This window comes from Proteus sp. fly-1013 (assembly GCF_040140245.1).
GTDB classification, from domain to species: Bacteria; Pseudomonadota; Gammaproteobacteria; order Enterobacterales; family Enterobacteriaceae; genus Proteus; species Proteus mirabilis_B.
Map to the genome: position 1 here is coordinate 120,796 of NZ_JBEEWD010000004.1, position 21,062 is coordinate 141,857.

Consider the following 21,062-nt stretch of genomic DNA (forward strand, 5'->3'; position numbering starts at 1 on the left):
AGTATTTCTGATTAGCTAGTTGCCAGTGGGATCACAAAAGTAATGAATAAAAACAAAAATGCTAAAAAAAGAGTTTCTCTCATTATCGCTTTAATCGTCGTAATCGCAGGTGGTTACGCCTATTGGCAATTTAATGCAGCAAAAACAGCGTCGCCTGAAAATAAAGAGGCTCAAGCAACAAACTCACAAAGTCGAGGTACATCTGGATCTCGTCGCCCGCCTTTACCACCAGTTCAAGTTGCAACATCAATACAAGAAGATGTGCCACAATTTTTATCTGCTTTAGGTACAGTAAAAGCCACAAACAGCGTAACAGTTACTAGCCGCGTTGAAGGTCAACTAATGGCATTACATTTCACGGAAGGACAACACGTTCAGAAAGGTGATTTATTAGCTGAAATTGACTCTCGTCCATTTGAAGTTCAATTAGCTCAAGCTAAAGGACAGCTTGCAAAAGATCAGGCTACATTAGCTAATGCGCGTCTTGATTTAGCCCGTTATCAGAAATTAGCAAAAACCAATTTAGTCTCACAACAAGAGCTAGATAATCAGCAAGCTTTAGTAAAACAGTCTGAAGCGAGCATTCGTATTGATGAAGCCTCTATCAGTAATGCACAACTGCAACTCACTTACAGCAAAATCACAGCACCTATTTCAGGTCAAGTGGGTTTAAAACAAGTTGATATCGGTAATTATATTTCTGGTGGTTCATCTACGCCTATCGTCGTTATCAATCAAATGGACCCTGTTGATGTACTTTTTACATTGCCAGAACAAGATCTAGCGAATGTTATTCAAGCACGTAAAAATAATGCAGATTTACCTGTCACCGCATTAGATAGAAATAATCAATTTGAATTAGCTAAAGGAAAATTATTTAGTGTTGATAACCAAATTGATGCAACAACTGGCACCATTAAATTAAAAGCGCGCTTCCCTCAGCAAGAGACGACGTTATTTCCTAACCAATTTGTCAATGTTCGTCTTTATGTCACCACATTAGAGAAAGCCGTTGTTATTCCAAATGCAGCGCTACAAATGGGTAATGAAGGTCACTTTGTTTGGGTGGTGGATAGCGAAAATAAAGTGAGTAAATTACGTGTTGAAGTTGCCTTACAAAATGCGGAAAAAGTCGTGATAGCTTCCGGTTTATCGGCAGATCAACGTGTTGTCACCGATGGTGTGGATAGATTAACTCAGGGTGCGAAAGTCGATATCGTGACACCAACAGCGCCAAAGACGAAAGAAAATAACCGTGTTGTTGCGGAGAAAGCGTAATGACCGAAAAAACACACGGTACAGGCGGGGGGCCATCTCGCTTATTTATTCTGCGCCCTGTTGCAACAACCCTTTTTATGGTCGCCATACTCTTAGCCGGGATTGTCGGCTATCGTATGCTGCCCGTTTCTGCATTACCTGAAGTTGATTATCCGACGATTCAGGTCGTTACTCTCTATCCCGGAGCAAGCCCTGATGTAATGACATCAGCGGTTACTGCTCCACTAGAACGTCAATTTGGACAGATGTCTGGGTTAAAACAGATGTCGTCACAAAGCTCTGGTGGGGCTTCGGTGATCACACTGATGTTCCAATTAACATTACCATTAGATGTTGCAGAGCAAGAGGTACAAGCTGCGATAAATGCGGCGACTAATCTGCTGCCATCCGATTTACCTTATCCACCAATTTACAGCAAAGTAAACCCAGCAGATCCGCCTATTCTAACCTTAGCGGTGACTAGCTCAACATTACCGATGACACAGTTGCAAGATATGGTTGAAACTCGTATCTCGCAAAAGATTTCACAAGTTAATGGTGTCGGTTTAGTGGCATTAGCGGGTGGTCAGCGCCCTGCTGTTAGAGTCAAACTCAATGCACAAGCCGCAGCATCTTACGGTTTAGATAGCGAAAAAATTCGTGTAGCAATTAATAATGCGAACGTTAACTCAGCGAAAGGTAGCCTTGATGGGCCAACTCGCTCTGTGACGTTATCCGCTAATGATCAGATGAAATCATTAGAAGATTACCGCCAATTAATCGTTACTTATAAAAATGGTGCGCCCATTCGTCTATCTGATATTGCAACTATTGAACAAGCACCTGAAAACAATCAGTTAGGTGCATGGGCGAATAATGAGCAGGCGATTATTATTAATGTTCAACGTCAACCCGGCGTTAACGTCATTGATACCACTGATAATATTCGTAATTTATTACCCGATTTAGTCTCCAATTTACCGAAATCAGTGAATGTTGAGATCTTAACTGATAGAACTACAACAATCCGCGCTTCAGTTAAAGACGTACAATTTGAGCTCGGCTTAGCTATCGCCCTTGTGGTGATGGTGATTTATCTCTTTTTACGTAATGGTGTCGCGACCTTAATCCCAAGTATTGCTGTACCACTTTCATTAGTGGGTACGTTTGCCGTGATGTATTTTTGTGGATTCTCTGTCAACAACCTCACCTTAATGGCATTAACCATTGCCACAGGCTTTGTTGTCGATGACGCCATTGTTGTAATTGAAAATATCTCCCGTTATCTCGAACGTGGTGATAAACCGCTAACAGCTGCCTTAAAAGGCGCTGGAGAGATTGGTTTTACCATTATTTCGCTTACCTTCTCTCTGATTGCTGTACTGATCCCACTGTTATTTATGGGTGATATTGTAGGTCGGTTATTTAGAGAGTTTGCAATCACTCTTGCTGTCGCCATTCTAATCTCTGCGGTGGTTTCGCTCACATTAACGCCAATGATGTGTGCTCGATTGCTAAAACCTGAAAATGAAATTAAACACAACCGTTTTGAAATGGCGTGCGAACGTTTCTTTGAAAGAATGATTGCAGTGTATGCAGTTTGGTTAAAACGTGTTTTAAACCACCAATGGATAACCCTTGGCGTGGCACTTAGCACATTGGTGCTGACTGTATTGCTATATATGTTTATTCCTAAAGGCTTCTTCCCATTACAAGATAATGGGCTATTGCAAGGAACCATTGAAACCTCACAATCCATCTCTTATCAAGCAATGGTAGAAAAACAGCAACAGGTCGTTGATAAATTAATTGATGATCCCGCTATTGATAATATTGCTAGTTTTGTGGGTATTGATGGAAGCAATGCAACCTTAAACACTGGCCGCTTGCAAATTACATTGAAGCCTCTTGATCAGCGAGATTCCCGTATTGATGTGATTATTCCTCGTTTACAAGAGCGTATTGCTTCTATTTCAGGAATGACTCTCTATCTGCAACCCACCCAAGATTTAACGATTGATACGCAAGTTTCTCGTACTCAGTATCAATTTACACTACAAGCAACATCATTAGATGAATTAGCTTATTGGGTACCAAAACTTTCTCAAGCACTAAAAGATAGCCCTGAATTAACTGATATCAGCAGTGATTGGCAAGATAACGGCATGATGGCGTATATCAAAGTGGATAGAGACTCAGCAAGTCGTTTAGGCATTTCAATGAGTGAAATTGATAACGCACTTTATAATGCTTTTGGTCAGCGTTTAATTTCAACTATTTACACTCAAGCCAATCAGTATCGCGTGGTATTAGAACAAGATATTCGTAATGGTGATGGATTACAGGCACTTTCTGCCGTGCATTTAACGGGTAAAGATGGTGCGATGGTACCTTTGTTATCTATTGCATCCGTTGAGCAACGCTTAGCGCCACTTTCTATTAATCATCAAGAGCAATTTCCTTCGGCAACCTTCTCATTTAATGTCGCGGAACAATCTTCTCTTGAAGAAGCGGTGAAAGCAGTGAAATTGGCTGAAGAGCAAATTTCGATGCCAAGAGATATCACGACTCAATTCCAAGGTGCGACGTTGGCGTTTGAAAGTGCGCTTTCAAGTACTTTGTGGCTAATTATCGCAGCAATTGTCGCAATGTATATTGTATTAGGTGTGCTATATGAGAGTTTTATTCACCCTATTACTATTTTATCTACACTGCCAACAGCAGGTGTCGGCGCATTATTGGCGTTAATCGCCGCAGGCAATGAACTTGATATTATTGCGATTATTGGGATCATCTTGCTTATCGGGATCGTAAAGAAAAATGCGATCATGATGATAGACTTTGCCCTTGCTGCCGAACGAGAACAAGGTTTAACGCCTTACGAAGCGATTTACCAAGCGTGTTTATTGCGTTTCCGCCCAATATTAATGACCACAATGGCAGCCCTTTTAGGTGCTCTACCTTTAATGTTAAGTACGGGTGTAGGTGCAGAATTACGTCAGCCATTAGGGGTTTGTATGGTCGGTGGCTTAATTATGAGCCAGATCTTAACCCTGTTTACAACACCAGTGATTTATCTGTTATTTGATAAATTATCGCTCTACATCAACCGTAATAAACACGTCGAGAATAATAACGGGGCTGTATCATGAAGTTCTTCGCCCTCTTTATTCAACGACCCGTAGCAACTACGTTGCTTAGTTTGGCGATTTCGCTATGTGGTGCATTAGGGTTTATGTTGCTCCCTGTTGCTCCATTGCCCCAAGTTGATTATCCGGTTATTAATATTTACGCCTCCTTACCCGGGGCGTCACCAGAAACGATGGCATCTTCTGTGGCAACACCGCTTGAACGCTCTTTAGGGCGAATTGCTGGTATTGATGAAATGACATCAAGCAGTTCGCTTGGAAGTACTAGCATTACGCTGGTGTTCGATTTAAACAAAGATATCAACACCGCAGCTCGTGATGTACAGGCAGCGTTAAATGCCTCACAAAGTTTGTTGCCTTCAGGTATGCCAAGCCGTCCGCGTTATTATAAATCGAATCCTTCTGATGCTCCGATTATGATCTTAACGCTCACCTCTGATACTCAAAATACAGGGGAGCTTTACGATCTCGCCTCAACACGGTTAGCACAAAAAATCTCACAGATTGAAGGTGTGAGTGAAGTTTCGGTTGGTGGAGGATCATTGCCCGCGATACGTGTCGCCCTCAATCCCGATGCGTTATTTAACCAAAATGTCAGTCTTGATGATGTTAGAAAGGCGATTAATCAAGCGAATGTGCGGCGACCTCAAGGCTTTGTCAATAACGATGAAAGTCGTTGGCAGATCCAAACTAATGATGAACTCAGTAAAGCGGCTGAATATCGCCCTGTGATCGTGCATTACAATCAAGATGCCGTTGTACGTTTAAGTGATGTGGCACAAGTTACCGACTCAGTACAAAACTCGCGAGCCGCAGGAATGAGCGGCGGAGAGCCTGCAATTTTGCTGGTTATTCGTCGTGAAGCGGGTGCCAATATCATTGAAACTGTAAATCGTATTCGTGATGAGCTTCCAGAATTACGTGAGCTTATTCCTGCAAGCGTTGACTTAAAAGTCGCACAAGATAGAACACCAACTATTCGCGCATCATTAGCAGAAGTTGAACGTGCGTTAGCCATTGCTGTAGCACTGGTCATTTTAGTTGTATTCTTATTTTTACGCTCAGGTCGCGCCACGCTGATCCCTGCGGTTGCTGTACCCGTTTCATTAATTGGTACCTTTTCAGCCATGTACCTTTGTGGCTTTAGTTTAAATAACCTTTCATTGATGGCATTAACTGTAGCAACAGGCTTTGTAGTTGATGATGCCATTGTGGTGCTTGAAAATATTTCTCGTCATATTGAGAATGGTTTAAAACCTAAAGAAGCCGCCTTGAAAGGGGTTGGTGAAGTCGGTTTTACTGTCCTTTCGATGAGTATTTCTCTTGTTGCCGTTTTTATTCCATTACTGTTAATGGATGGTCTTGTTGGACGATTATTTAAAGAATTTGCCATCACCCTAACAACGGCCATTGCTATCTCGCTATTTGTGTCTCTAACGCTAACCCCCATGATGTGTGCGCATTTACTCAAAGGAATGAAACCCAAAGCGCAGTCACATTTACGCGGTTTTGGTAAGTTACTTTTTCGCGCTCAGCAAGGTTACAGTGTCACATTGCAGGCTGCATTGCACCATCGACGCTGGGTTATGGCCATTTTTCTCGCCACTTTGGGTTTAAATGCTTATTTATACATCAGTGCGCCAAAAACATTTTTCCCCGATCAAGATACGGGTCGTTTGATGGGATTTGTGCGTGCAGACCAGAGTATTTCATTCCAATCGATGAAAGAAAAAATGACCCGTTTTATGCAAGAAATTAATGCAGATAAAGACGTCGATAGCGTAACAGGCTTTACAGGTGGAGGCCGTATTAATAGTGGATTTATGTTTATTTCTCTCAATCCACTGTCAGAGCGTACCGATAGCGCAAATCAAGTGATTAACCGCCTACGGACAAAATTAGCTAATGAACCCGGTGCCAACCTCTTTTTAATGCCCGTGCAAGATGTTAGGGCTGGTGGACGCCAAGCGAATGCCAGTTATCAATTTACATTATTAGCGGATGATTTAAGCGAGTTGCGTAAATGGGAGCCGATTGTCCGTAAAGCTTTAGGCGAACTGCCCCAGCTTGTCGATGTTAACTCTGATAAAGAAGATAAAGGTGCTGAAATGGCACTGACTTACGATCGCGATACTATGTCGCAATTAGGTATTAACGTCAGTGATGCCAATAATTTGCTGAACAATGCTTTTGGTCAACGTCAGATCTCTACCATTTATGCGCCGTTAAATCAGTATAAAGTCGTGATGGAAGTCTCTGAGCAATATACACAAGATGTCTCTGCGTTAGATAAAATGTATGTGGTCAATAATCAAGGTGAGCGCATTCCATTATCTGCATTTGCAAGTTGGTATCCGGCAAATGCGCCATTAAGTGTTAATCACCAAGGATTATCTGCATCTTCAACTATTGCCTTTAATATTCCTGAAGGCTATACATTAGCTGATGCAATTGATTCTATTGAACGCACAATGACAGAGTTAGGTGTGCCTAATACCGTCAGAGGGACTTTTGCAGGTACAGCACAGATTTTCCAAGAAACCATCAAATCACAGCTTATTCTTATCTTAGCGGCGATTGTAACGGTCTATTTGGTATTAGGTGTGCTGTATGAAAGCTATATTCATCCGCTGACCATTTTATCGACCCTACCTTCTGCGGGTGTAGGCGCTTTATTAGCATTACAGCTTTTTAATACGCCTTTTAGTCTAATTGCACTTATTGGCATTATGTTGCTGATTGGTATTGTGAAGAAAAACGCCATTATCATGGTGGATTTTGCAATTACTGCTCAACGTGAAGGCAAATTGTCGGCTAAAGAGGCCATTATTCAGGCTAGCCTACTGCGTTTTCGTCCTATTATTATGACAACGCTTGCCGCATTATTTGGGGCATTGCCATTAATGTTAGGTAGTGGAGATGGTGCCGAGTTAAGACAACCTTTAGGAATAACAATTGTAGGTGGTTTATTAATGAGCCAACTACTAACCCTTTATACAACCCCTGTTATTTATCTATTTTTTGATGGATTGCGTGAACGTTGGCAACAACGACGTATCAGCAAAAAAGAGGCAAATGCATGAAATTGAGAAGCAAGCTGTTTTTAGTGGTTTTCGCTACTTGTATGGTGGTTGTTCTCGCCATGCATATTGGTATCCGTGGTAGCTTCCAGCAAGGATTCATTGGTTATATCAAGAAAAACAGTGAACAGCGTGCAACTCTTTTGGCAGAAGCCTTAACTGAACAATACGCTTTAACAGGAGATTGGCGTTTTCTCAATAGAGATGATCGTTCTCTTTATCAAATATTACGAAGTATTGACCAAATAAGCCAAAGTAGCGAAGGTCCTCCTCCTAGAGGGTGGCGGACACAGTTTTGGATCGTTGATAAAGATATGAAACGCTTATTTGGACATGACAATCAATTTCCCGCAGAGACATTTAAAAAACCCATTACTTCTCACGATGAAATTGTTGGATGGGTGATTGTCAGTGCGGCAGATAAAATCAGTAGTGAAGCTGATATTAGTTTTGATAAACAACAACTACTTACCAGTTGGATAATTGCAGGTTTAACGGTTCTTTTTGCTTTATTCATCACTCTTATTCTTTCTCGCAATATGATACGCCCTGTTAAACGTCTTGTTGAGGCGACACATAAATTAGCAGCTGGTGATTTTTCTGTACGAGTAACGCCTACAAGTAAAGATGAAATCAGTCAACTCGCTATCGACTTTAATCAACTTGCCAGCACACTAGAAAAAAATGAGCAAATTCGTCGCGATTATATGGCTGATATCTCACATGAATTGCGAACCCCTCTTGCCATTTTAAAAGGTGAGCTTGAAGCGTTACAAGATGGTGTCAGAAAACCCACAACAGAAACGTTAAACTCCCTTTTATTTGAAGTTACAAATCTGACAAAACTGGTTAATGATCTCCACCAGCTTTCATTATCAGATAGAGGCTCTTTAACTTATCGTAAAGATTTTATTGATATTAATGAGGTGATTTTGTTGGCTGTCGCTTCTTATCGCCACACATATCGAACTAAAGATATTACGCTACTCACCGAGTTAGATGATTTATCGCCACTCATTGTACAAGCCGATCCTGATAGGTTGATCCAGCTTTTCCATAATCTGCTAGAGAATAGCGTGCGCTATACTTATTCAGGTGGTCAATTACATATCAGCACCCATAAAGGGCAAAACCATGTTCTTATTGCATTAGAAGATAGTGCTCCGGGGCTTGATAGTGCTCAATATGAAGTTGTTTTCCAACGTTTTTATCGCGCAGAAAACTCACGAAATCGTGCAAGTGGTGGTTCAGGTTTAGGTCTTGCGATTTGCGAAAATATCGTTGAAGCTCATAATGGTAAAATAAGTGCTATGCCTTCCTCTTTAGGTGGCATGAAAATCCTTATAGAATTACCCGCATATTCTGATGATCTTTAAGCCTATAACCATTGAGCCAATAAATGACAGTATCTGAATCGCCCTATTCAATCCTAATTGTTGAAGACGAACCTAAACTTGCCCAATTGCTTATTGATTACCTTCAAGCATCTGGCTATCAAACTTATTGGTTAGCGGATGGCGCTGAAGTGAGTCATTGTGTAAAACAACAACATTACGATTTAATCTTGTTAGATCTCATGTTGCCAGTTAAAGATGGCATTACGGTCTGTAAAGAGTTACGTCAGTTTTCAGATATTCCCATCATTATGGTGACAGCTAAAACAGAAGAGGTTGATAGATTACTTGGGCTTGAAATTGGTGCTGATGATTATATTTGCAAACCCTACAGTCCAAGAGAAGTGGTAGCCCGAGTCAAAACCTTATTGCGTCGTTTTTATCGACCACAAGATATTGTTCAAAGCGATAAATTAGTCGTTATTGATGAGCAGGCTTATCAAATCCAATACAACAATAAAATTCTCGATTTAACGACTGCGGAATTTCGTTTGCTAAAAGCCTTAGCCACGCAACCCGGCAAAATATTAACCCGTGATCAGTTAATGGATCACCTTTATGATGACTACCGCATTGTCACGGATAGAACCATTGATAGTCATATTAAAAATTTACGACGCAAACTTGAGCAACTTAACGATCAAATTGAATTTATTCGCTCAATTTATGGTCAAGGTTATCGTTGGGAAACCCAAGCTTACCGTTTTCGATGATATTTTTTCAGGAATACATTGAACCTCGCTACACTTAAGCGCTAGAATCCACCCCTTTATGATATACCCCTACCCAATGTGTGGGGGACTGACTTGAAATCAGAACCAGGAAATTTAACCATGTTTACACCCGAATTGCTCTCTCCTGCTGGCTCATTAAAAAATATGCGCTATGCATTTGCTTATGGCGCAGACGCCGTTTATGCAGGTCAGCCACGTTATAGCTTACGTGTGCGTAATAATGAGTTTAACCACGAAAACCTTGCTAAAGGTATTCAAGAAGCCCACGAATTAGGTAAGCGCTTCTATGTTGTGGTTAATATCGCACCGCATAATGCTAAATTAAAAACCTTTATCCGTGACTTAAAACCCGTCATTGATATGGGTCCTGATGCGCTGATTATGTCTGATCCGGGTTTGATCATGATGGTGCGTGAAGCCTTCCCTGAAATGGATATCCACCTTTCAGTACAAGCCAATGCCGTTAACTGGGCAACCGTAAAATTCTGGCGTCAAATGGGATTAACTCGTGTGATCCTGTCTCGTGAACTCTCTATTGATGAAATTGCTGAAATTCGTAAGCAAGTTCCTGATATGGAATTAGAAGTTTTCGTTCACGGTGCATTATGTATGGCTTATTCAGGTCGTTGCCTGTTATCTGGCTATATTAATAAGCGTGACCCAAACCAAGGTACTTGCACTAATGCTTGCCGTTGGGAATATAAAGTCGAAGAAGGCAAAGAAGACGATGTAGGTAATATCGTTGAAAAATACACACCAATCCCAGTTAAAAACGTTGAGCCTACTTTAGGTGTTGGCGCACCAACCGATAAAGTCTACTTAATCGAAGAAGCAAAACGTCCTGGTGAATATATGACTGCGTTCGAAGATGAACACGGTACTTATATCATGAACTCTAAAGACTTACGTGCGATTGAACACGTTGAGCAATTAACTCAAATGGGTGTGCATTCGCTGAAAATTGAAGGTCGTACTAAATCCTTCTATTACTGTGCCCGTACAGCTCAAATGTATCGTCGTGCGATTGATGATGCAGTTGCAGGCAAACCCTTCGATCCAACACTGCTAACGACATTAGAAGGCTTAGCACACCGCGGTTATACAGAAGGTTTCTTACGTCGTCATACCCATGATGCATACCAAACTTATGAATATGGTTACTCTGTCTCCGACACTCAACAATTTGTCGGTGAATTCACAGGTAAACGTGTAAACGGTTTAGCCGAAGTTGATGTTAAAAATAAATTTGTTTTAGGTGATAGCCTAGAATTAATGACACCAACTGGAAATATTCAATTTACGCTAGAAGCGCTGTTTAACAAAAAACAACAGCCAACCGATGTTGCACCAGGTAATGGTCACATGGTTTATTTATCTGTTCCTGAAGATGTTGATTTAGATTTTGCACTGCTGATCCGCAATCTACAAGGTACAACAACACGTCAACCGCATAAAATTGATGCGGTAGAAGTGAAGTAAAGCGTCATAATCTGATTTAAAGTGGTCAATTTCAAATACAGATCACATCAATAATGATTTGTTTACCGTATCATCAGTTCCGAAAAATAAAGAACTAGAATGAATACAGTAAGACTAGGAACCACCTCCTTGGCAAATCCAATCTCCCTTGGATTTGCCTTTTCTTTTTATACTCTCCTTAGCAACTCTCTCTTACATAAAGCCCATTCTCTTTTTCGTTATCATTTGTAAAAAAAATAGTAATTTTCTCGATATCCATTACCTTTAAAAGAGTGATTCAATTAAAGGGACTCATCAATGAGTAAAATTAGTTTGCTAATCATTAATGGAAAAAGCGCTAACAACAGTGCATTGAGAAAAGCGGTTTACCAATTACGTAACGAAGGTTTTAATCTCCAAGTAAGAGTGACTTGGGAATCCAGTGATATACAACGTTTTGTACAAGAAGCTATCGATATGCAAGCCGAAACGGTGATTGCCGCAGGCGGCGACGGAACGATTAATAGCGTTGTTTCTAAATTAATTCATCTCTCACCCTCATCTCTACCGACACTTGGCATTATTCCCTTGGGCACAGCAAATGATTTTGCCACCAGCGCACAGATCCCTCGTGATATGGAAAATGCGCTTAACTTAGCCGTTAAAGGCCGTGCAATACCTATTGATGTAATCGCCGTGAATAAGACACACTATTTTATCAATATGGCATCTGGGGGCTTTGGAACTAAAATCACAACAGAAACGCCTGAAGCATTAAAGTCTGCATTAGGTGGAGCTGCCTATTTTATTAATGGTCTTTTAAGTATCGACTCTTTAAAAGCGGATCATTGCACAATTGAAGCGGAAAATTTCCACTGGGAAGGTGAGTCTCTTATTTTAGCTATCGGCAATGGCCGTCAAGCTGGTGGAGGACAAAAACTATGTTCTGATGCCTTAATTAATGACAATAAGCTCAATATCACCATCGTTGAGGCTCACGAGCTTCTCCCATCCATTTTAAGCAGCATGTTTGATAGCAAGAAGAATGACAAGATAATCGAGCGAGAAAGTCGCTGGGTAAACATTAGTGCTTCTCATGAAATGGTGTTTAATTTAGATGGAGAACCCCTTTTAGGGAATAAATTTGAATTTATTGTGTTACCTGAAGCGATCCACTGCCGGTTACCGCCTCAATGTGACTTGTTATCTTAATGTAGATAAATGACAATCACTCTCATCTCATCATGAACTGGAGTATGTAATGACTGATATAGTAAGTTTGTTAGGTGCTGATGCAAAATCATTATTAGAACATCGTTGCCAAACCATCCCGAGCGAAAATCTCTACCTGCCAGGTTCTGACTTTGTTGATCGTGTTATGATTGATAACAATCGCCCTAATAGCGTATTACGTTCAATGCAAACCCTGTTTAATCACGGGCGTTTAGCGGGAACGGGTTATCTGTCTATTCTACCTGTTGACCAAGGTGTTGAGCACTCTGCCGCAGCCTCTTTTGCAGCAAACCCACTCTATTTTGATCCGAAAAATATTGTTGAGTTAGCGATTGAAGCAGGTTGTAACTGTGTTGCCTCTACTTATGGTGTTCTTGCTTCTGTTTCTCGCCGCTATGCACACAAAATCCCTTTCCTTGTGAAACTAAACCACAACGAAACTCTAAGCTACCCAGCGCAATATGACCAAACACTGTATGCCAGTGTAGAACAAGCTTTTGAAATGGGTGCTGTTGCAGTGGGTGCGACCATTTACTTTGGTTCACAAGAAAGCCGTCGCCAAATTGAAGAGATCTCAATGGCATTTGAGCGTGCTCATGAATTAGGTATGGTCACGGTATTATGGGCTTATTTACGTAACCCAGCCTTTAAGAAAGATGGCGTTGATTACCATGCAAGTGCGGACTTAACCGGTCAGGCAAACCATTTAGCCGCAACAATTGGTGCTGATATCGTTAAACAAAAAATGGCTGAAAATAACGGTGGTTTTAAAGCGATTGGTTTTGGTCATACTGATGAGCGTGTTTACACAAAACTCACCACTGAAAACCCAATTGATTTAGTTCGTTACCAATTAGCAAACTGCTATATGGGTCGTGCGGGATTAATTAACTCTGGTGGTGCTTCAGGTAATAATGATCTTGAAGATGCTGTTCGCACCGCGGTTATTAATAAACGTGCTGGTGGTATGGGTCTGATCTTAGGACGTAAAGCGTTCAAGAAATCAATGAAAGACGGCGTTGCCCTAATTAATGCAGTACAAGATGTTTATCTAAATAAATCTGTCACCATTGCTTAATTGATCGATTTAAATGTGAAAGCCACTCAACTTGAACTGAGTGGCTTTTATTGTTTATTGCTTAGCGGCTAAACGTTTTGGGTTTGTGCACTTGTGTCACTGCATGTTGATGAGCAGTATCTTCACTCTCTATCACTTTCATTGCATTTTGCCCTGCTGGCAATGCTCGCTCAATCAATAACTCTGCGTGAGACTTCGCCAAAATTGTTTGTAATTGCTGATGTTGGCTACACCAAATGGCATCAACATCTTTATCACGTGTCGTATCACGTTGATGTGTTAACGCCACTGTTCTTGCTTGAAAACGCGCCTGTTTTCCGCCTAGTTCTAAGCCATAATCAGGAATAGTGGCATGAGGCACAACAACTTGCCCATTATCAAGCCACGAATTTACTGCATTTTTATGCACCACATAGCCTAACTCACTTAAGCCAGCTAATACGGCTTCACATTGCTGTCTCATCGAAAGTTGTTGCTCGTGAGTTTCAATTGCCTGTTTTAGCTTGGTGATCATCACATCAAGTTGCTCGGCTATTGCTAATGAGGCAACTGCTTCTGTATCACGACTCAGTGTCAGCATCTCTTTATCATCAAAGCTTTCAAGCTCTGCACATAGACGTGCTAATTCTTCCATTAACTCAATGCGTCTTATGCTATTACGCAAGCTTTCAGCCATATTCATTATCAGTGAATCTGCCAGTAAACGCTGTTTCTTGCTATCAGAAAGCTTTTGCATTTCAATAAGCTGATTTGCATGATGATTGGTTTCTACTTCATTCCCCACTAGCCGTAACTTTTCAATCATCAATTCAACTTGGTGGCATTGCTGTGCAAATGGGCTTTGAGGCTCACCACTTTGCCATAACTGTTGGGTGTATGTGGATTGTGCTTTTAATTGCGTCAATAATTCAGTTTGAGCGGGGCTAAGTTGTGCTTTTTGCGCCTCAATTTCACCCGTTACACGAAATAGCAATAAGCTAATTTCTTCCACACTCATGTTTTCGCTCAATTCAATTTCAGCCTTTAAAACACTGTTGGGTGCTAATTGTGATTTTAGTTGTTTTAACAGTACCGATGATTTCTGTTTCCCCTGTTGGATATGACGTTCAAGCGCTTTTTCTTCAATGACTTGTTCGCGTATGTTTTTCATATCCTGTCGTAACGGTGCAATAAACTGGCCTAATTTTTCTGTTAATCGACTCACTGAACGAGCGTCTAATGCATCCAATTGCTGATTATCTTTAACCAATGCATTAAAAGTCGATTCAATTTGGCTCACACGTTCATCTTGATATGTGAGTTGTTCAACTAATGCCTTCCATTGCTTGAATTGTTTTTTGCTATTCGCTAATTGTCGGTGATAACGAATAACTGTGGTTTCTTTTACAGAGATATAATGTACTGATGAACTCATCATTCACTCACTTTTTCATTCAGTAAAGAGGCATGTTGTAAGGCTTCAAGAAGTTGTTGTTGCGCTTCTTGGCGATGATAAAACCATTGTGTCAACGAAACGCGATAATGATAAGGCACCACTTTACGCAAAATATCTTTTCGCCATAACTCACGAGCACAAGCCTGAGATAACCACTCATGTTGTGGCATATCGCACTCAATTCCCATCAGTAATTTGCCTTGCTGCTCATCTTCGATTAAACAGTCAAAAGAGAAAATACCAACTTGTTGTGATGGTGCAATATGATATCCCTGAGACTCAATAAAGCGTTTTACATCAATAACAAACTGATCGTTTACCTGATCTTGCGTTGCCACGCTGGCTTGAGTACGGCATAAACGGGCTAATAAACGTTTATTTTCCTCTTGTTTATTAATCTGGTGGCAATGACTCGCGTAAGTTAAGTACCCTTGTAAGTAATCGCGCGGAATTTCAGGGTGTTTATTCGTACTTAATAGGTCAGAGATTTCATCAATCGGCATTGACGACATGATAACCACTTGCTTTTTCGCTCTGGTGATCGCGACATTTAAGCGACGCTCTCCTCCAGTTTGCCCAAGCACACCAAAATTACGCCTAAAAGTACCTTGTGCATTACGACCAAACGTCGTCGAAAACAAAATAACATCTCGCTCGTCACCCTGTACATTCTCGACATTTTTCACAAAAAACGACATATCTTCATCATTATCCAAGCGTACGCATTCTTCGGTGTAAGCCTTTAAAAAATCCACATCATAGTCATTGCGATCACGAATATGTTGATTAATTAATTGAGCTTGTTTCTGATTAAACGTCACCACTCCCACTGAAGGGCGTTTATCAAAAGGCACCTTCCAGAGTGTTGCTAAATGCTCAACGATCGCCAATGCCTCTTTTTCGTTGGTTTGATTAATATAAGTGCCATTAATCGCCATAAAATGCAGTGGTTTTACTGTGCTAATGGTTTTCGCTGAATGTTGGGCAGGAATATTCAGCCGATTTTCGTAAAAGGCATAATTTGAGAAATTAATTAATTCTCTAAATGCCGAGCGATAGTGAATATCTAAAGTATGAATAGGCAATACGGTTCGTGCAAGGTGAAGCAAATCAGGGCAATGGCAAATTTGGCTTGAGTCCCATTGCTCACTACTTTTCTCTTGTTGTTCATCTTCCTCATTATCGTTATCTTCGTCGTCTTCATTTTCGTTAAATTTACCGCTGAAGAAAGATGAAGGCGGCATCTGTTTCTCATCACCACTCACAATGGCTTGTTTGCCGCGATATAACGTCGGTAATGCAAATTCAATAGGCATTTGCGAGGCTTCATCATAAATAACGCTATCAAAAAGTCCTGCCTTTAAAGGCAATATTTGGCTTGCCACATCTGGCGTCATCAACCAAATAGGGCGCAATCTTAACAATCCCATTTGAGTCGCTTCGTCAATAAACTCGCGTAACCGTAATGCTCTAGGACCAGTTAAGCGTGTTATTCTTTCCCAATGACGCGCATTTTCAATTCTTGATAATTCGATATTTTCAGTTAATAGCTCACGATTTACTTGTTGTAATCGCTGATAGCTCTCTGTTAACTGCTCAATATATTCCTGTAATTGTTGAGCAGTATGCGTCTTTAATACTGTGTTTTTTATTTCAATTTCAGTTTTAACAGCAACATAAAACATATGACTCAATGTTGCTTTTAAAAGCTCGACAGGGTTAGAAGATGAACTTTCATTTTTATCAAGCCATTGACGTGATAATGCTAAAACTTGCCAATCATTGTGCGTAAAATGCGTTGTTCTTTCTCGAAATAGCTGAAATTGACTTAAAAAAGGTAAGCTTTGAGCTAACTGCTGTAATCTAGTTGTCAGCAACTCGCCTTGATTAATTGCATCATAAAATTGCTGATAACAGAGTTCGGTGAGGGTTTCTTGTAAGCCAGTTAATTTAGCGAGACTAGTTTGCTGTGCTTTAGCGCGAACAATGGCATTCTCAATTTCTAAACATTGCTGTTCAAAGCCCTGTTTTTTCGCTGATTGAATGGACTCAACAAAATGTTCAGGTTGAGGATATAACGCTAATATCGCAATATCATCATTACTAGCTTTAAGCTCAGTGATCACCGTATTTATTGTGTTCTGCCACTGCGTATTTTGTCGATTGAGGTGCTGTTCTAGCCCTAATTGTTGATAAATAGGTTGCAGCTCTTGGTGCAACAAACGCCATTGTTGTTCTGTGGTGATGGTTTTATGTAGCGTAATATAGTGTTCGGCTTTATCTTCTATACCACTTTGCGCCATAAAGTCTTTTAACTTACTGTTTCGACTATAATAATAAGGATTTAAGAAGCGTAAGAATGAAGATTTGATCTTATCAGTAGCCGCTCTTGATAATGTTGCTAACATGGCATTATCTAACGGAGCGAGTAAGCGGAAAATTAAAGGATCGCAACCTTCACTATCAATTTGCTGTAAACGTGTCTCTAATTGCGCCAATTGAGCAATTAACTGCTCACCTTTACCTTGCTTACCTTGTTCATTTAAAAACAGAGTTAACCAATGAGATAAATTATCCCATTGTTGAGTATTACGATTTTTTAACTGCTGTTTACACTGCTCTAGTGTTGTTTCGTGAGTCGTTAATTTATCGATTGTAATTTGTTGATAAGGCAAGTTGTATGCTGCATCACGCTGTTTTTCTGCTTCGATAAATAGCGTGATATTTTCATTAAATTGGCGATATAGCGTACTTTCAGGCGAGAACAATACAACACCATTTAATGGTGTGTTTTCATAATTAATCGCATACCAATCTAAACCATATAACGTTAATTTATCGATAAGCTGAACAAAAGTTGTTTTATTATATTGAGAAAGCAGTGAGGTTAATTTATCCGAACTTATTGTTAGCTTTTGTTGTGACTCTAATTCGAGTAATCCAGATAACACTTCTCGATAGGAATAATCATATTGTTTATCAGTTAGATATAACGCTTTATAGTAGGCATCTAATGTTGTTTCATAAAATTGAATTAAGTTAAGCGTTCTATCACGATTAAAAGGGGTATCTTGCTTAACATCTGCAATCAACTGCCGTTTACGCTCTAATTGTAGTTGTTCTCTAATTGCTGAAATAATCTCTCGCCCTTTAGGGTTTTGATGAATAATCAGCACCCTATCTTGCAATCCATTTGCAACTAATCGTTTATACACTACATCCAGCGCGGCAGGCTTTTGGCAAAGCACCAGTGCTGTTTTTTGCCGCCCTATTGCATCAGCAATTAAGTTAACAATAGTTTGGCTTTTACCTGTTCCCGGAGGCCCTTCTATTAATAACCCCGTTTGCTTTCTTGCCGCTTGAATAATGGTATTTTGAGAAGGATCTGCCAGCGACAGCAAATAGTTATCAACCAATGGATCTTGTGTTTCTAACGTTTTTGCCTGTGTATTGACTTGCAACATAGTGGCAAGAGCCGTGCCGTTAATAGGTAAATTGGCAATTTGTTGTAAATCAGCACTTATCATCTGCCCAATAAAAGAGGTGTGAAATAACACTGCTGAACAATGAATATAAGCACTGTTTTCTGGTATTTCTTTAGTTAATGAAGGCAACGAGCTTAGTGAATGTTCAGTTGTGGTTAATAACGACGAAAGTGTGCTCATCATTTCACTGACACTCAAGCCCGTTTGTGACATTAAGCTATCGAGTACTTTTTGCCATTCATTAACCGCAGGAATACCGACAAAATTCGCCAGAGCAGGATTTAAACGCACTGAGGCACGCTCTGTATCAAATCCAATTTGCACAGCACCTTGAGTGCCACCCAAAATATTCATTGAAACAGGCCACAAGAAAAGCGGTGCAATACGCGGTTTTATTTTATTAGGTTGCGTATTTAGTACTAAAAAAGGAAAGCCTAAATACATGCCGTTAATACCCGTATCTCGTTGGTAAGACTGAGTATTCTGTTGCAAGAGCCACAAGCGATTATTTAATTTTTCACGTTGACGTAATACTTCACCCTCTAATGAAAACAGCCTTTTCTTGCGGTTAATTAAATGCTCAAGTAAGTTTGTCGCTTTTTCATTATCAGAACAGCATTCAGTTAAATCAACACGCCCCGCATTTGGCGTTAAACGCATTCTGACTAAATTACCGCGTTGACTTGTGGAAACTAATTTCTTAGCAAAAAAATGCAATACTTCTAAAATATATTTTTGTGATTCAGGTACTTGCCATTGTTCAACGGGAATACAGAGCATCACAATAATATGCTCAAGAGGCAATCTACGAGTTAAAAGAAAATCATCAGCCCATCTATCAATAATATCGATATTAACACGCTTAAAATCCCCTATTCTTTCACTAAGCTGTTCAATAAGTTGATATCGAGGGGTGGCTAATAATGTTTTTGCTTGCTGTTTATCAAACGTTTTAATTGCAAGATTTCTGGCTAATTTAGCCGCATTATTCACCAACGAATCTATCGTGATATATTGCCCAATCTCTGCACTTAATAACAAAATATAGTCATTTTCATGCATGTTTTTACGATCAATTAATGCCCGTAGATTTTCATTATAGGCATCAGGAAATTCGGCACGAAGGATCTCCCAACGAGCCACTAATTGACTTAAAGAGGTGATTAACAAATAAAGCTGTAAGCTTTCTTCATTTAATGGAATACGTTGTTGCTGAGCCCTCTCACGAACAGCGCATTGACGATAATAGAGCTGAACAAGCCAATGTGTCTCATCAATAGATTGCAGTTCCGTGGCAATAGGCTGACAAATTAATTGATAACCTAATAAGGGATGCTCTAAAAGCCATGAAGGTGTAATGATCTCGCCACGGTGAATCAATGGCATATTCGGATTTAAAATTCGTAACGCGAGAGTAAAACGTAAACTTGGCTCAATATCTTGTTTTTCAACTAATGACTGCAATTGGGTAACTTGCTTTCCACTATTATCAAATTGGCTTAACCAAGTCGTGATTTCACCATGAAGAAGTAATTGCGTGGCTTGATCCCAATATTGTGCTTGTGCCGCCACCATCGCAAACGCATCAGGTTGATTGAATTGATGATCTGCAAATTGAAATTGATAATATTGCTGATTTCCATTGTTGTGATTAATATCTGGCGCTTGTACCGCTAAACCTTGTAACCACGCATTAACTTCATTCCATTGCCAGCGTTGAAAGCGATCACGGCAGAGCAAGCCGCGTAAAAGTAATTGAATGTTGGGTTCTAAATTATCCGGTAATTCAACACCATTAGTCATTACTTGAATTAAAAACGCATTATCATGGATATGTTTAAAACAGTCTCCTTGCGTTAATTGCTCAAGTAAAATGATCCCCAAACTCCACCAGTCTGATGCTGCCGAACCCCCCCCCGCTAATATTTCTGGCGCACTATAACGTGAAATTTCAAGCGGAGAGACAATATCGAGATCGAACTCAGATAAACATGCCGAGCCATATTCAATCACCACAATATCAAGAGGATCACGAGCACGGATCATCAAGTTTGAGGGTTTTAAATCACGATGGCGCACACCATGTTCAGTTAATGCTGCAATCGCCGTACCTAATTCGGAGACTAATACATTAATTTCATCCGGTTGCCAAAAGTCACCGCGTTCAATAAATTGGCTTAGTGAACCACCGTTTAATCGCTCAGTAACGTGCCAAGCGCGATCCTCCCATCGACCCGTTTCGTAAAATACAGGAATATGGTCAATAGAGATCAGATTTAAGACTTGATAAATAGCAGGATCAGGCTCTTCACCTTTAAGATAGAGTGTTAATACACCTTCTTGATCTGTTTTGATATTGCTTACGTTATAGCGTTCTCTTTCACTATTAATAGAATTGATACGTTGTTCAAGACGCCAATCACCAATCAATCTAAACGTTTCATTATCGCTAGCGTCGTTATTTTCAATCTCATCAGCCGGATCAGCACCACATTCAAAACAGATAAAATCATCTTCTCCCATCAAGTGTCCGTTAATACACTTTCTAGGCTGATCGTGATTAAGATCGGGAATTATCGCAGGTGTATCAATGGAAGAAGATATTGGAGGAGATGGACGCCACCCTGACTCATGAATAGGTTCAATCGTTAGATCCCATCCACAAAGCTTATCATTCACTTGTCCTGCACAGAAAATTTCGGTTAACTGACGCTCAGTTTGGCAGTGAGGACAAAAACGTATCATGGTCATCCTTTATT

The 21,062-nt window shown here is 40.2% G+C and carries 10 protein-coding genes; 8 read left to right on the forward strand and 2 right to left on the reverse strand.

Annotated features, from left to right (window positions below):
- Positions 1 to 42: 42 nt before the first annotated feature.
- From ABN236_RS09305 to fbaB, 8 genes are all read left to right on the forward strand, one after another.
- On the forward strand, positions 43 to 1,278 hold the full coding sequence (locus ABN236_RS09305) for an MdtA/MuxA family multidrug efflux RND transporter periplasmic adaptor subunit (protein ID WP_088495282.1): 1,236 nt from the start codon (positions 43 to 45) through the stop codon (positions 1,276 to 1,278).
- Positions 1,278 to 4,409: an MdtB/MuxB family multidrug efflux RND transporter permease subunit gene (locus ABN236_RS09310; RefSeq protein ID WP_088495281.1), complete on the forward strand. Its 3,132-nt coding sequence runs from the start codon at positions 1,278 to 1,280 to the stop codon at positions 4,407 to 4,409. Before ABN236_RS09305 ends, ABN236_RS09310 begins: the two co-directional genes overlap by 1 nt.
- Positions 4,406 to 7,489, forward strand: a complete 3,084-nt coding sequence (gene mdtC, locus ABN236_RS09315) for a multidrug efflux RND transporter permease subunit MdtC (RefSeq protein WP_349473865.1) — start codon at positions 4,406 to 4,408, stop codon at positions 7,487 to 7,489. The genes ABN236_RS09310 and mdtC overlap by 4 nt, the downstream gene beginning before the upstream one ends.
- Positions 7,486 to 8,862 carry an envelope stress sensor histidine kinase BaeS gene (gene baeS, locus ABN236_RS09320; protein ID WP_349473866.1) on the forward strand — a complete coding sequence of 459 codons (1,377 nt, stop codon included), beginning with the start codon at positions 7,486 to 7,488 and terminating at the stop codon, positions 8,860 to 8,862. The genes mdtC and baeS overlap by 4 nt, the downstream gene beginning before the upstream one ends.
- Before the next feature lie 23 nt (positions 8,863 to 8,885).
- Positions 8,886 to 9,593, forward strand: coding sequence for an envelope stress response regulator BaeR (baeR, locus tag ABN236_RS09325; protein WP_349473867.1), 708 nt, complete (start codon positions 8,886 to 8,888; stop codon positions 9,591 to 9,593).
- 120 nt (positions 9,594 to 9,713) lie between these two features.
- Positions 9,714 to 11,093, forward strand: a complete 1,380-nt coding sequence (gene trhP, locus ABN236_RS09330; RefSeq protein WP_088495277.1) for a prephenate-dependent tRNA uridine(34) hydroxylase TrhP — start codon at positions 9,714 to 9,716, stop codon at positions 11,091 to 11,093.
- A gap of 297 nt (positions 11,094 to 11,390) precedes the next feature.
- Positions 11,391 to 12,284, forward strand: a complete 894-nt coding sequence (gene yegS / locus ABN236_RS09335; RefSeq protein ID WP_161711433.1) for a lipid kinase YegS — start codon at positions 11,391 to 11,393, stop codon at positions 12,282 to 12,284.
- A gap of 49 nt (positions 12,285 to 12,333) precedes the next feature.
- Positions 12,334 to 13,383 (forward strand): class I fructose-bisphosphate aldolase, encoded by a 1,050-nt coding sequence (fbaB, locus tag ABN236_RS09340; RefSeq protein WP_006533078.1) that lies wholly within the window; start codon positions 12,334 to 12,336, stop codon positions 13,381 to 13,383.
- A gap of 61 nt (positions 13,384 to 13,444) precedes the next feature.
- Here fbaB and ABN236_RS09345 read toward each other — a convergent pair whose 3' ends face one another.
- The gene (locus tag ABN236_RS09345) at positions 13,445 to 14,800 is read right to left on the reverse strand and encodes a hypothetical protein (RefSeq protein WP_349473868.1); all 1,356 of its coding nucleotides are present in this window, start codon (positions 14,798 to 14,800) and stop codon (positions 13,445 to 13,447) included.
- On the reverse strand, positions 14,797 to 21,054 hold the full coding sequence (locus ABN236_RS09350) for a protein kinase domain-containing protein (RefSeq protein ID WP_349473869.1): 6,258 nt from the start codon (positions 21,052 to 21,054) through the stop codon (positions 14,797 to 14,799). The genes ABN236_RS09345 and ABN236_RS09350 overlap by 4 nt, the downstream gene beginning before the upstream one ends.
- Positions 21,055 to 21,062: the final 8 nt, after the last annotated feature.

Bases quoted from the DNA above. Each gene is read 5' to 3' on its own strand.
- ABN236_RS09305 (WP_088495282.1), top strand. From the start codon at position 43: ATGAATAAAAACAAAAATGCTAAAAAAAGAGTTTCTCTCATTATCGCT.
- ABN236_RS09310 (WP_088495281.1), top strand. From the start codon at position 1,278: ATGACCGAAAAAACACACGGTACAGGCGGGGGGCCATCTCGCTTATTT.
- mdtC (WP_349473865.1), top strand. From the start codon at position 4,406: ATGAAGTTCTTCGCCCTCTTTATTCAACGACCCGTAGCAACTACGTTG.
- baeS (WP_349473866.1), top strand. From the start codon at position 7,486: ATGAAATTGAGAAGCAAGCTGTTTTTAGTGGTTTTCGCTACTTGTATG.
- baeR (WP_349473867.1), top strand. From the start codon at position 8,886: ATGACAGTATCTGAATCGCCCTATTCAATCCTAATTGTTGAAGACGAA.
- trhP (WP_088495277.1), top strand. From the start codon at position 9,714: ATGTTTACACCCGAATTGCTCTCTCCTGCTGGCTCATTAAAAAATATG.
- yegS (WP_161711433.1), top strand. From the start codon at position 11,391: ATGAGTAAAATTAGTTTGCTAATCATTAATGGAAAAAGCGCTAACAAC.
- fbaB (WP_006533078.1), top strand. From the start codon at position 12,334: ATGACTGATATAGTAAGTTTGTTAGGTGCTGATGCAAAATCATTATTA.
- ABN236_RS09345 (WP_349473868.1), bottom strand. From the start codon at position 14,800: ATGATGAGTTCATCAGTACATTATATCTCTGTAAAAGAAACCACAGTT.
- ABN236_RS09350 (WP_349473869.1), bottom strand. From the start codon at position 21,054: ATGACCATGATACGTTTTTGTCCTCACTGCCAAACTGAGCGTCAGTTA.